Source organism: Clostridium sp. DMHC 10 (genome assembly GCF_001270375.1).
GTDB classification, from domain to species: domain Bacteria; phylum Bacillota; class Clostridia; order Clostridiales; family Clostridiaceae; genus Clostridium_S; species Clostridium_S guangxiense.
The window spans coordinates 98,126-112,107 of record NZ_LGVB01000010.1 but is presented as its reverse complement, the minus strand read 5'-3'; the positions used below and the strand labels follow the sequence as shown (position 1 = coordinate 112,107).

At 30.0% G+C, this 13,982-nt stretch carries 10 protein-coding genes and 5 pseudogenes; all 15 read right to left on the bottom strand.

The window, feature by feature from the left end; all coding sequences use genetic code 11:
• Positions 1-7: 7 nt before the first annotated feature.
• Positions 8-857, bottom strand: a pseudogene (ylqF, locus tag AGR56_RS01335) (ribosome biogenesis GTPase YlqF).
• Position 858: 1 nt separating this feature from the next.
• A complete protein-coding gene (lepB, locus tag AGR56_RS01330; protein ID WP_053240829.1) occupies positions 859-1,404 on the bottom strand; it encodes a signal peptidase I in 546 nt (181 codons plus the stop codon).
• Between the two features lie 42 nt (positions 1,405-1,446).
• Positions 1,447-1,797, bottom strand: coding sequence for a 50S ribosomal protein L19 (rplS, locus tag AGR56_RS01325; protein WP_053240828.1), 351 nt, complete (start codon positions 1,795-1,797; stop codon positions 1,447-1,449).
• A gap of 141 nt (positions 1,798-1,938) precedes the next feature.
• Positions 1,939-2,663, bottom strand: a pseudogene (gene trmD, locus AGR56_RS01320) (tRNA (guanosine(37)-N1)-methyltransferase TrmD).
• Positions 2,648-3,148: a ribosome maturation factor RimM gene (rimM, locus tag AGR56_RS01315; protein WP_053240827.1), complete on the bottom strand. Its 501-nt coding sequence runs from the start codon at positions 3,146-3,148 to the stop codon at positions 2,648-2,650. Before rimM ends, trmD begins: the two are co-directional and overlap by 16 nt.
• Before the next feature lie 234 nt (positions 3,149-3,382).
• Positions 3,383-3,610 carry a KH domain-containing protein gene (locus AGR56_RS01310; RefSeq protein WP_053240826.1) on the bottom strand — a complete coding sequence of 76 codons (228 nt, stop codon included), beginning with the start codon at positions 3,608-3,610 and terminating at the stop codon, positions 3,383-3,385.
• An 18-nt stretch (positions 3,611-3,628) separates the two neighbouring features.
• Positions 3,629-3,877 (bottom strand): 30S ribosomal protein S16, encoded by a 249-nt coding sequence (gene rpsP / locus AGR56_RS01305; RefSeq protein WP_053240825.1) that lies wholly within the window; start codon positions 3,875-3,877, stop codon positions 3,629-3,631.
• A gap of 95 nt (positions 3,878-3,972) precedes the next feature.
• Positions 3,973-5,319 carry a signal recognition particle protein gene (gene ffh, locus AGR56_RS01300; RefSeq protein ID WP_053240824.1) on the bottom strand — a complete coding sequence of 449 codons (1,347 nt, stop codon included), beginning with the start codon at positions 5,317-5,319 and terminating at the stop codon, positions 3,973-3,975.
• A gap of 31 nt (positions 5,320-5,350) precedes the next feature.
• Positions 5,351-5,695, bottom strand: a complete 345-nt coding sequence (locus AGR56_RS01295) for a putative DNA-binding protein (RefSeq protein ID WP_053240823.1) — start codon at positions 5,693-5,695, stop codon at positions 5,351-5,353.
• 119 nt (positions 5,696-5,814) lie between these two features.
• Complete coding sequence (ftsY, locus tag AGR56_RS01290) at positions 5,815-6,726, bottom strand: signal recognition particle-docking protein FtsY (RefSeq protein WP_053240822.1); 912 nt, start codon at positions 6,724-6,726, stop codon at positions 5,815-5,817.
• 120 nt (positions 6,727-6,846) lie between these two features.
• Positions 6,847-10,414: pseudogene (gene smc, locus AGR56_RS01285) on the bottom strand (chromosome segregation protein SMC).
• Positions 10,415-10,615: 201 nt separating this feature from the next.
• The gene (locus tag AGR56_RS01280; protein ID WP_053240821.1) at positions 10,616-11,686 is read right to left on the bottom strand and encodes a radical SAM protein; all 1,071 of its coding nucleotides are present in this window, start codon (positions 11,684-11,686) and stop codon (positions 10,616-10,618) included.
• A gap of 1 nt (position 11,687) precedes the next feature.
• Positions 11,688-12,388, bottom strand: a pseudogene (rnc, locus tag AGR56_RS01275) (ribonuclease III).
• A gap of 117 nt (positions 12,389-12,505) precedes the next feature.
• Positions 12,506-12,740 (bottom strand): annotated as a pseudogene (gene acpP / locus AGR56_RS01270) (acyl carrier protein).
• Positions 12,741-12,835: 95 nt separating this feature from the next.
• Entirely contained in the window at positions 12,836-13,861 is a 1,026-nt protein-coding gene (gene plsX / locus AGR56_RS01265; protein ID WP_053240820.1) for a phosphate acyltransferase PlsX, read from the bottom strand.
• Positions 13,862-13,982 lie beyond the last annotated feature (121 nt).

Sequence of the window (13,982 nt, the reverse complement as noted above, 5' to 3'; positions counted from 1 at the left end):
AAATACATCACGGCCTCTCCAAAGATATATTTCCAAGCTTACCATCTCTAAATTCGTCAAGCAACATAATTGAAACCCTGTTATAGTCTATTTCTCCACCTTTCAAAAGAGCTCCTCTTTTTCTTGCTATGTTCTCCATATTTTCAAGCGGATTTTCATAAATTTCTTCAAGTTTATATCTTTGTTTAATTTTTTCACTATAATTTTTTCTGAAGAAATTCAACTAGCTTTAAAGCTAACTCCTCTGTATCCAATATTTCATCTTTAATGGCGCCAGTAAAAGCTAAGTCAATGCCTACATTTTCATCTTTAAATTTAGGCCATAATATTCCTGGCGTATCCATTAATTCAATTCCTATATCAGTTTTTATCCACTGCTTACTTTTAGTAACTCCTGGTTTATTACCTATTTTTGCAATATTATTTTTAGCCATTTTATTTATAAAAGAAGACTTGCCTACATTAGGTATACCTACAACCATTACTCTTATTACATGATTTTGTATTCCTTTGTTTTTAAGCCTTTCCAATTTATCTTTCAAAATTAAGTTTAAAGCTGATTTTATTTTGTTAAGTCCTTTACCATTAAGACAATTTACTGGTAAAACATTTATTTTATCAGTAGATAAATATTTAACCCACTGCTTATTAATAGCATCTTCTGCTAAATCACATTTATTGAGAAGAATTAATCTTGGCTTATTAGCACAGATTTTATCTATCTCAGGATTAGCACTTGACTTTACAATTCTAGAATCTCTTATCTCAATTACTGCATCTACTAATTTTAAATTTTCTGTTATTTCTCTTCTTGTTTTAGCCATATGACCTGGAAACCAATTTATAGAACTAATCATATTACCTAACCCTTTCTATCTTATTAAAAGGATAAATTCTGAGCAATTCTTTTCCTATTATAAGCTTATCATTTACAAATCCAACTTCATCTTCAAATCTACTATCAAGGCTGTTATATCTATTATCACCAAGGACAAACACTGAATCCTTAGGCACAGTTGCTTCTTCATAGTTATGAATTCTATAATCTTGAATGACCTCATCATTTCCATCTATAAAATAGGCATAAGGTTCATTTATCTTTTTACCATTAACGTAAACTCTATCATTTGATATTTTTATCTTATCTCCAGCAACCGCAATAACTCTTTTTATAAATTTCTTGCTAGTGTCACTTGGATATTTAAATACTATGATGTCACCTCGCTCAGGCTTTTTAAAACGATATGATACTTTTTCTATTATTAGTCTATCATTATTATGAAGAGTGCTGTACATGGAAGTTCCATCAACACTTACTGTTTCAAACACAAACATTATAATAAGTGCTGCTACTATTAATGCAACCACTAATGTCTTTCCAAGTTGAAGTAACTGCTTAACCATTTTTTTCCACCACCATGATAATAAAAAAGGGACTTGCGGCCCCTATTTTTGTATTATTTCTTTTACTTTTGCAGCTTTACCTACTCTATCTCTTAAATAGTATAGTTTAGCTCTTCTTACTTTACCTTTTCTTACTACTTTGATTGTATCAATTATAGGAGCATTTAAAGGAAATGTTCTTTCAACACCAACTCCGTAAGCTACTCTTCTTACAGTGAAAGTCTCTCTTAATCCACCATTTTGTCTTTTTATAACAGTGCCTTCGAAAGCTTGAATTCTTTCTTTTTCACCTTCTTTGATTTTAACATCAACTCTAACAGTGTCTCCTACGTTAAAATCTGGTAGATCTTTTCTTATTTGTTCTGCTTCAATATTTTTTATTACTTCTAACATGTGCATTCCCTCCCACGGATAAATTTGACGTTCGTGGATTTCTCTTTAAATCCAGAGGACCGCCCGTACTAGCACAAAGTGTATTTTATCATAAAAACCAGTATATTGCAACACTAAAAATTCACCTAATAACTTTTTAAGTTACTTATTTTCTTTAAGTATTTTTTTATCTCCTTCACTTAAAACAACTTTTTTAAGCAAATCTTTTCTCTTTTTCATAGTAATTAAAAGAGATTCTTTCCTTCTCCACTTTTTAATATTTTCATGATGACCAGAAAGTAAGATCTCTGGGACCTTTTCTCCTTCAAAAACCTCTGGCCTTGTGTATTGAGGATATTCAAGAAGTCCACTATAAAAAGACTCATCAATATAACTTTCACTTGTTTTTAAAACACCTGGAAGCATTCTACAGATACTATCCACTATAGGAATGCATGCCATTTCCCCACCTGTTAAAACAAAATCACCAAGTGAAACTTCTTCATCAATATATTTATATACTCTTTCGTCTATTCCTTCATAGTGACCACATAATATAATAATTTCATTTTCTTTACTTATATCTTTAGCCATATTTTGGTCAAACTTTTTACCTTTAGGTCCCATAAAAATAACTTTGCCGCTATTACTATCTTTTACTCTTTTTATACAATCAACTATTGGTTGAGGAGTCATAACCATGCCTGCCCCCCTCCATATGGATAATCATCAGTTTTTTTATGCTTATTTAAACTATAATCTCTTATGTTATGTGTATTTATTTCAACTATATTATTTTCCCGTGCTCTTCCTATTATACTGTAGTTAAACACATCAAACATTTCAGGAAATAGTGTTAATATATCTATCTTTAGCTTTCTTTCCATGTATCAACAGCCCTTATAACTATTTTACTATTATTTATATCTATGCTAACTATAATATTTTTAAGAACGGGAATTAAGAGATCCTCCATGTCTTTCCTTTTTACCCAATACACATCATTATTTTTAGTACTGATCACATCATATACTTTGCCTAAATATTCTTCATTTTCATCAAATACACTGCAGCCTTTAATATCTGCAATAAAGTACTGACCTTCTTTTAACTCTGCAGCTTGTTCTCTAGGCACCCTAATATATTTATTTTTTAGTTTAAAAGCTTCTTCCATGCTTTCTATACCATCTAACTTTAATATTACTTTATCAGGTTGGATTTTGCACCATTTTATTTTTTTTACTTCATCATCTATATATACTTCCCTGAGCTTTCTAAAGCGCTTAATATCATCTGTTAGTGGATAAACTTTAACTTCACCCTTTACACCATGAGTGTTTATAATTTGACCTACATTAAAAAATTCTGTCAATTTTAATTACCTCCACAAAACACATTTAAACATAAAGTAATTATATTACACATCTAAACAATTATCCACTAATTCAATAAAATGTATGTATACATGACATATAATTATTCTTTACACAAACTACCATTTTTATACACCTCATACATAATAAATTTAGGAGGGCGTCACCCTCCTAAATTTTGATACATCTATAACAAAATTATTTTAAAAATATAAGAGTTAGCAAGCTAACCCTTATATTATCTCAACAACAACATGTTTATTATCTTTTACAGCTGCTGCTTTCACAACAGTTCTTATAGCTTTCGCTATTCTACCCTGTTTTCCTATTACTTTACCCATATCCTCTGGTGCAACTTTTAGTTCAAGTATTATTGATTGTTCTCCAGTAACCTCAGTGACCTGAACTTTATCCGGACAATCAACCAATGACTTAGCTATAGTCTCTAGTAATTGCTTCATGTAACACACCTCCAATTACTATTTTGCTGCTATACCACCTTTGTTTAAAAGTTTTTTTACTGTATCTGATGGTTGAGCACCATTTTTTATCCATGTTTTTACTTTTTCTTCATCAAATTTAACAGTAACAGGATCTGTAGTTGGATTGTAATATCCTAATTCTTCTATGAATCTTCCATCTCTTGGACTTCTAGAATCAGCTACAACTATTCTGTAAAAAGGAGCTTTTTTAGCACCCATTCTTTTTAATCTTATTTTAACTGCCATGTAATATTCACCTCCTTCACATATTGCGAAACCATTTTAGTCAAAGTAAGCACAAAGCTTCACATAACATGTTTTCACTAACTTAAGTATTTATACTAAAAAGGAAAGTTTCCAAACAAACCTTTTTTAGACATTTTTTTGCCATTTTTAAATTGTTTTGTAAATTTTTTAATCATTTCAAATTGTTTTAAAAGCTTATTAACTTCTTGTATTGTAGCTCCAGAACCTTTAGCAATTCTCCTTTTTCTTGATGAATTTGAACTTACAAGAGCTGGATTCTTTCTTTCCTTAATGGTCATAGAGTGAATAATTGCTTCATATCTTTTCATAGACTTCTCGCTTTCAGAAAAGTCTATATTTTTCATAGCACCCGTATTAACTCCAGGAAGCATCTCCATTATTTTGCTAAGCGGTCCCATCTTTTTCATTTGATCTACATAACTAAGAAAATCATCAAAATTAAAATCTTGACTCATCATCTTATTTCCAAGTTCCTTGGCAGTATCTTCGTCGATAGCAGATTGAGCTTTTTCGATTAGAGTCAATACATCTCCCATGCCAAGTATCCTTGATGCCATTCTTTCTGGATGAAATACTTCTAAATCATTCATTTTTTCGCCAATTCCAGCAAACTTAATAGGTTTACCAGTCATAGCTCTAATTGAAAGTGCTGCACCGCCTCTTGTATCTCCATCAAGCTTAGTTAGTATAACACCTGAAATATTAAGTTTATCATTAAAGCTATCTGCTACATTTACAGCATCTTGACCTGTCATAGCATCTACAACAAGCAAAATTTCATCAGGCACAACCTCATTTTTTATGTTTGAAAGTTCATTCATAAGTTCTTCATCTATGTGAAGTCTTCCTGCCGTATCAATTATAACCGTATTCAGGTCATTTTCCTTAGCATACTTCAAAGCCGCCTTAGATATATCAACAGGATTAACTTTATCACCCATTGAAAAAACTGGAACATCGATGGATTTTCCAACAACCTCAAGCTGTTTTATAGCTGCCGGTCTATATATGTCACCCGCAACTAAGAGTGGTTTTTTATTTTTCTTTAAGTTAAGTGCAAGTTTACCACACATTGTAGTTTTTCCAGCACCTTGAAGACCTACGGCTAAAAAAACCGTGATTCCATTATCCTTAAAATTAAGTTTGCTTTCGCTTCCACCCATTAAAGCTGTAAGTTCCTCATTAACAATCTTTATTACCTGTTGAGCAGGAGTAAGGCTTTCCATAACTTCCTTACCAAGACACTTATCTCCCACTTTCTTTATAAAATCTTTAACAACTTTATAGTTTACATCCGCTTCAAGAAGTGCAAGCTTAACTTCTCTCATAGCATCTTTGATATCTTTTTCAGAAAGTTTCCCCTTTCCCCTAAGCTTTTTCATTGCATTTTGCAACTTAGAGGCTAATCCTTCAAAAGCCATGTTAAACCTCCTTTTCAATTACAGCATAAAACTATATTTGTTCTAATTTATTTTCAATATCGTTAATTATATTTAGAATTTTATCATCTTCAATTTTACATTTTACTTTAGCTAAATCCTCTTTTATGCTCTTTTTTAAGTTTTCACTTTTATCATATTTGCTGAGCAATTGAAGATTTTTTTCATAACCAATTAAAGTTTTATGACATCTTCTTATAATATCATAAATTGCCTGCCTTGTAGTAGTGGTTAATTCTGATATTTCAGACAGAGATAAATCATCATCATAATATAACTTCATAATATCTCTTTGCTTATCTGTAAGCAAACTTCCATATACACCAAGCAACATAGATAAATAAACTCTTTCTTCCACACAAATCACCAACTCATAAAATTATGATACCAGAAAAGCATATGTGTGTCAAGTATTTTTACTTAACACACATATATAATTTTATCATTTACAATTTTAAAAAATTGATTGTATAATAATTAAAATAGAGCTTCTACAAAAGCTTCAGGATCAAATTCTTGAAGATCATCTATACCTTCTCCAACTCCAATAAGCTCAACTGGAATTCCAAGAGAATGCTTAATCGAAATAACAACTCCACCTTTAGCTGTTCCATCAAGCTTTGTCAATATTATGCCATCTATTTTACATACTTCCATAAATTCCTTAGCTTGTATAACTGCATTTTGTCCTGTAGTTGCATCTAAAACGAGGAGTGTCTTTCTAATGCTTTCACTAAACTCTCTATCAATCACCCTATTTATTTTTCCAAGTTCATTCATAAGATTTTTTTTATTGTGAAGCCTTCCTGCAGTATCACATATTAAAATATCAGCTTTTCTTGCCTTTGTTGCTTGAATTCCATCAAAAATTACAGCTGACGGATCTGAGCCTTCTTGATGTTTTATTATATCTACCCCTGCTCTTTTACTCCATATCTCAAGCTGATCTATAGCTGCAGCTCTAAAGGTATCTGCGGCGGCCATAACAACTTTATAATTTTTGTTTTTTAACTTAGCCGATATTTTTCCTATAGATGTTGTCTTTCCCACACCATTAACCCCTATAACTAAAATAGTTTCTGGAACCTTTTCAGGAATTAAGGTTCCTTTATCATTTCCAAGAATCTCAACTATAACTTTCTTTAAGTATGTGTTTACAAGCTGTGGGTCTTTTACTTTTTCTTCCTTTATAACCTTTCTTAATCTTTCTATTATGTACATTGAAGTTTCTATGCCTATATCTGAAGTAACCAAAATTTCTTCAATTTCATCATACAAATCATCATCAATCGTTACAGTTGATTTTAAAACCTCACCTATTTTATCTGTAAAGTTATTTTTTGTTTTTGCAAGCCCATTTTTTAGTTTATTAAAAAATCCATCAAACATTAAAATTCTCCTTTACTATAGATAAAGCAGTTCAACTAACAAAATCAATTTTCACAAAAATGCTCAAAAGATAGCATTTTGGTACAAATTAATTTTGAAGTTTCAAGTGATTTATCTTTATTAATATAAATTTTTATTTAAATCTACAGAAACAATTTTGGATACTCCCTTTTCCTCCATGGTAACACCATATAATATATCACTAGCTTCCATAGTTCCCTTTCTATGAGTAATTACTATAAACTGTGTGCTCTTTGAAAACTTTTTTTAAAAACTCAGCATATCTAAATACATTTGCATCATCAAGCGCTGCCTCAATTTCATCAAGTATGCAAAAAGGACTTGGTTTCATCTTTAATATTGCAAACAAAAGTGCTATAGCCGATAATCCTTTCTCTCCTCCAGACATTAAATTTATATTTTGAAGCTTCTTTCCAGGCGGCTGAACATTTATCTCTATATTACATGTAAGTTCGTCCTCTCCTGAAAGTATTAGATCTGCACTTCCACCCTTAAATAATTCCCTAAAAGTTTCTTTGAAATTTTCTCTAAGCTTTTCAAAATTTTCTTTAAAAACAGTTCTCATTTTATCTGTCATTTCTTTTATAACTTTAAAAAGCTCTTCTTTGGCATTATCCAAATCCTCTTTTTGTGAAAGCATAAAAGTGTACTTTTCTTTTACATCTTTATACTCCTCTATGGATGCAACATTTACTGTGCCAATTTCTCTTATCTGATTGTTTAAATAATTAATTCTATTCCTATAGCTACTTATATTTCCTAAGTTCTCTTTAAAGCTAAGAGCTTCTGCATAAGTAATTTTAAAATCATCATTTAACTTATTATAGTAGTTTTTGTTCTCTGTATCTAACCTTGTTAGCGTAATTTCATATTTATGTTTTTCAATTTCTTTATTCTCTATTATAGAATTAAGACTTTCTATTTTACCACTATTAGTCTTTATATCTTCTTTTATCTTTATGCTTAGAACTTCACTTTCCTTTAACTCATCTTCTAATTTCTTTATTTCTTTTTCAATTTCAATAAGCTTGCCTTTATTAATTTTTATTTTTCTCTCAGCTTTTTCCTGATTTTGCTTACTCTCTTCATACTCATAATTAAGCTTCTTCTCTTCGTTTTCTGTATTTTCGATTTCCCCGTTATATCTATCTAGCTCCTTTTTTCTTGACAAAACAATTTCATCAATTTGAGCCTTTTTCACTTTAAGGTAAGTTATTTCTTCATTCAATTTTGAAATATTTTGATTCTCATTTTTTATATAGTTTTCTAATTGCTCTATTTTACTATTATTAGCTTTTTCTTCATTACTAAGTTTCATCAATATTAATTTATTTTCTTCAAGCTTTTTTATTTTATTCTCAATGTGTTTATTTGTTATAATTATTTCCTCATTTGAAACTTCATAGTTTTTATTTAACTTATTTGTATCCATATCTATAGATTTAATTCTTTCCTCGATCTTTGTAATTTCTATATTATCATTATGCATTAAATCCACTATATCTAAACACATATCGTCTAGCTTTTTCACAGAAGTCTTATTAGAATTTATTTTTGATGAAAGTGATTTTATTTCTATGGAAATTTTTTCTATTTCAGTAGAATACTCGTTTATTTCTCTTTTTCTGCTTATAACACTTACAGACTTATTATAAACACTTCCTCCTGTCATAGAACCTCCTGGATTAATAACTTCACCACCAAGAGTAACTATCTTAAAAGAATATCCACTTTTTTTAGCTATACTTAAAGCCTTATCCATATTTTCTGCAATTACAGTTCTTCCCAAAGTATAATCCAAAGCAGGTGAAAAAACAGCTTCATAACTAACAAGTTCACTAGCTATGCCTATAAATCCATCTTGTCTTTTTATTTCCTCATTAACTTGAAGTTTACGGCTTTTTAATATATTAAGAGGTAAAAAAGTTGCTCTTCCAATATTATTAATTTTAAGATATGCTATAAGTTTTTTAGCTATAATTTCATCCTTTGTAACAACATCAGAAATAGCACCACCTAAAGCTATTTCTATAGCAATTTCAAATTTCTTTTCTACAGATATTATGTCACCTAATACAAAACATTTTTCCTTAGCTTCAGAAATCAAACCTTTATTAATGTGAGTCATAAGGTTTTTTACTGACCTATTATATCCCTCATATTGCTTTTCAAGATTAATTAAAGCATTTTTATTTGCTTCATTTTTATTGTAGTCTAAATTTAAATGTTTAAGCCTTTCTTCATCAGAAGCAATCATTTTATTTAAAGCCGAAATTTCTTTTTTGTGACTTCTTATTTCTTCCCTATGCTGTACCACTTTTTCTTCTATTTCTGATTTTTTTTCTTGAAGCATAATTTTAGTATTATTATTTATTTTTATTGAATTCAAATGACTTTCATTAGCAGCTTTTATATTTTCAGCCTTACCTTTAAAATCTTCTATCTCTTTTTCTAAAATAACTGCATTATTTTTATTCTCAGATATTGTACTTATTATTTCTATAGCATCATTTTTATACTTCTTAGCCATACTTTCCTGATCCTTAAAGCTACTTTCAGCTTCATTCTTAAGTTTTTCAGATAAAGCAAGTCTTTCACAAATATCTTGCTGCTTAATTTTCTCTTCATCAAAAATTTTGCTGTAATCTTTATATTTATTTTTAAATTCACTAAGCTTTACTTTTGATGCCTTAATTTGATTTTCTATTTTATTAATGGCCTCATTAAAATTATTTACTCTTTCGTTAAGTAAATCTATTTCAGAAGTTACTTTTTGATACTCCGATTTGTTCTCATAATAAGCATTTCTTTTATCAGAATAATCGGCTTCAAATTTATTCAATTCATTTTCAGCTTCATCCTTTTTCTTTTGGAATTCACTTTTTTCAATTAAACTAGCTTTTATATTATTTTCTACATTTTCTAGTTCTTTTTTCACCTCAGAAATCTTAATATTCATTTCATCAATTGAATATATTAACATATTGATTTCTTTTGTTTTAAGCTCGCCAGACAAAGCAACAAATTCATGTGCTTTTTCACTTTCTACTCTGAGTGGCTCTATTCTCTCTTCATAAGTGCCAAGTATATCTCTAATCCTAACCAAATTTTGCTCTGTATTTTGAAGTCTCTTTTCAGCCTCTTCTTTTCTAGCCTTAAATTTTACTATTCCAGCAGCTTCTTCAAGTATCCCTCTTCTCTCTTCTGGTTTTCCACTCAAAACAGCTTCTATTTTACCTTGTCCTATTATAGAGTATCCTTCTTTTCCTATACCAGTATCCATAAAAAGCTCTTGTATGTCCTTAAGTCTGCATTGTGTATTATTTATATAGTATTCACTTTCACCAGATCTATAAAGCCTTCTTGAAACTGTAACATCGGAATAATCTATGTTTAAAAGTTTATCATTATTATCAAGCGTTAATGATACTTGCGCTAATCCAACAGGCTTTCTATATTGAGTTCCAGCAAATATTACATCCTCCATTTTTCCGCCTCTTAGGCTCTTAACACTTTGTTCACCAAGAACCCATCTTACGGCATCTGAAATATTGCTTTTCCCACTTCCATTAGGTCCAACAACAGCGGTAACTCCATCTTTTAATTCTAATTCAGTTTTATCTGCAAAGGATTTAAATCCTCTTATCTCAATAGATTTAAGAAACATAAAAGCACTCTCCCACTCTAACCTTTAAAAGCAAATGTTGGCAACAAACTTAGCATCATTGCTAATACAATAACAAAAACAAGTATTTTTATAGCCTTGTCTCTTGTATTCTTTCTCATATACATCTTCCTCTCATAATATATTTTTTTAGAAGCAAAAAACCGCATAAACACGGTCTTTATCCTAATCTATTAATAGATTTTATTTTTTATATTTACTTTTAAGATATTCAACTAGATCTATATTATAAGTTAACCCGCTGCACATTATCTTAATATAATTTCTAGGAATGTCCTTACTTTGAGCAATGTTAATTTTTACATGAATTAATTTGCGTTTTGTATCATTAAAGAACTCCTTTTTATTTGCATAAAGCTTTGAAATATCCTTCTCATTAATAACTACCTCAGCTTCATCGGTATCAATATCCTTAAGATATTCAAATATTATATCATTAATTATTCTGCCCTCAACAAGCTCTCTTACAGCAGGATGAAAAGGTCCTGCCACAACGTCGCCATCCTTATTTATTTCCTTTGTTGGCTGAAGTCCAACTCTAATAATTTTTATATTATGTGCTGTATACATTCCATATATAACTTTACAAATATCTATACATTCTTCTAATGTATATGGCTTATATATGCCCTCTCTATACATCTTCTCCATAGGAGTATCTTTAATTACTAGAGCAGGATATATTCTGCAAATATCTGGTTTCATTTCTATACTTTTTCTTGCTGTTTCAATGTCCTTTTCTAAACTATCACCTGGAAGTCCAAGCATTACCTGATGTCCCAATATAAATCCATATTCCTTTATCAGCTTTGAAGCCTTTCGAGCATCTTCATCACTATGTCCTCTACCTGATTTCAAAAGAACTTCTTTATCTAAAGATTGAATGCCTAACTCAATTACATCTGCACTATAATTTTTCAAGTTATTAAGTATTTCATCATCAATATAATCTGGACGTGTTGAAAGATGTATATACTTAACAATTCCCATGTCCTTATATTCTTTTGCTACTTTTAAAAGTTCTTTTTGCTTCTCCATATCTATAGCTGTAAATGTACCACCAAAAAATGATACTTCTATAACAGCATCTTTATTAGGTATAGTTTTTATATATTCCTCAATTGTATTTCTAACATAATTTGCATTAACAAGATCACTAATTCCTGTAATAGTATTTTGATTACAAAAGACACAATTATGTGGGCATCCTTCATGAGGAACAAAAATAGGTATAATATAATGTGCATTACTCATTCTAATTTTTCAGCCCTTTCAATGCTTTACACGCTGCATCCTGCTCTGCTTCTTTTTTTTGTATACCCAATTCCATTACTTTTTAATAGCACCATTAAAAATTAAATTTATATAAAACTTTCTTCTATGAGGTGGACCTTCATATTTTACAAGTTCATACTTTATATCAATTTTACCATTAGCTTGAAGAACTTCCTGCAACCTAGTTTTATAATCAAGTATAATTTCATCTTTTACTGCTTTTTCAATTATGTCCTTAAATACTTTAATAATAAACTCCTTTACATAATCAAAACCCTTATCAAGGTATATGGCCGCAATCACAGCTTCCACGCAATCAGAAAGAATAGAAACTCTAGTTCTTCCACCAGTTAATTCTTCCCCCTTGCTCATTTTTATGTAATTTCCAAGTTCCCACTTTTTAGATATTTCATGTAATGATGCTTCACAAACTATAAGTGCTCTCTTTCTTGTAAGCTCTCCTTCTGATATATCCTCATATTTTTTAAACAAATACTCAGATATTGATAATTCAAGTACTGCATCACCTAGAAATTCAAGTCTTTCATTATACTTTATATTTCTATTTTCATTTGCATAAGAACTATGGGTTATTGCAGTTTTAATAAGTTCTTTATCATTAAACTCAATGCCTATTTTTTTTTCTAAATCACTTAGTTTTTTATCTTCATATGAAAACATGTTTCACCGCCTAAACCAAGTTCATTCTTCAAATTACTCTATTAATCTTTTTAAATAATTTCAAGAATAAACTTAAAATATTTTAAATATAAAGCCCCGCATTATACGGGACTTATATTATTCCTCAGTATGAGCTTTTATGTATTCCACAACATCTTTTACTGCTGAAACTTTTTTCAGCATCTTCATCAGGTATTTCTATATCAAATTCCTCTTCTAATGCCATTATCAATTCTACTATATCAAGAGAATCTGCTCCTAGGTCATCAACAAAGGAAGAATCCATAGTAATCTCATCTTTTTCTAATCCAAGCTGTTCAGCTATTATATCTTTAACTTTTTCAAATATCATAATTTCACCTCCTAAACTCTATTAAGATAATATTACATATATGAGCTATCGTCAATATTTATAATACTATTTTTTTATTTATTATAGTATTTTTCTTAAATTTTATTCTTATCACTCACTGTTTTTATATCAGCGACCTTTTCAAGCTCCTTAGATATTTTACCTATTATTCCATTTTCATAACAAATCTTAGCCTGTTTTACTGCATTTTTAAAAGCTTTTGCATCGGAACTTCCATGAGCTTTTATAACTATTCCTTTTGCACCTAAAAAAGGTGAACCACCATATTCTGTATAATCAAACTTCTTTTTAAAATCTCTAAAAACATCCTTTAGCAAAAGTCCCCCTATTTTAGCTTTAGTAGAAGACATTATCTCGTCTTTTAACATTTTGAATATGTTAGATGCTACACCCTCATACATTTTAAGTATGGTATTTCCAACAAATCCATCACATACAAGCACATTAACATCACCACTTGAAACTTCTCTAGGTTCTACATTTCCTACAAAATTAAAATCGGTTTCTTTAAGCATTTTGTGAACAGCCTTCGTTAACTCATTTCCCTTTTCTTCTTCTGTTCCTATATTTACAAGTCCTATAGATGGGTTTTTAACTCCTAAAATGTTTTCAAAGTATATTTTACCCATAAGAGCAAATTGAAGCAGATATTGAGGCTTACAATCGACATTAGCCCCTGAATCTGAAACCATAAAAGGCGCATTCTTACCTGGCATAATTGGCGATAATGCAACCCTATCTATACCTTTTATTCTTCCAATGATAAATGTAGCACCCGCCATTAACGCACCTGTGCTCCCTGCTGATATTACACCATCAGCTTTGCCATCTTTAACAAGCTTTATTGCTTTATAAAGTGAAGATTCCTTTTTTCTTTTTATAGCCATAACCGGATGTTCATTGTTAGTTATAACTTCCTTTGCATCAACTATCTCCATTTTATCTTTATTAAAACTATATTTTTTAACTTCATCCCTTATTCTGTCTTCAGTACCTGTAATTATTATGTTGACATCATATTCATTGATAGCATCTACACAACCTTTAACAACTTCAGAAGGCGAATTGTCTCCACCCATGCCATCTACAGCTATTATCATGATAACACCCCTTTACAAATACATTTAAGTAAAAAATCGTACTAATTTAATAGATTGTACAGTATTTCTATAAAATTAAATTCCAGATGGACTTATCCTTCTGAATTTAGATACGCTTTTT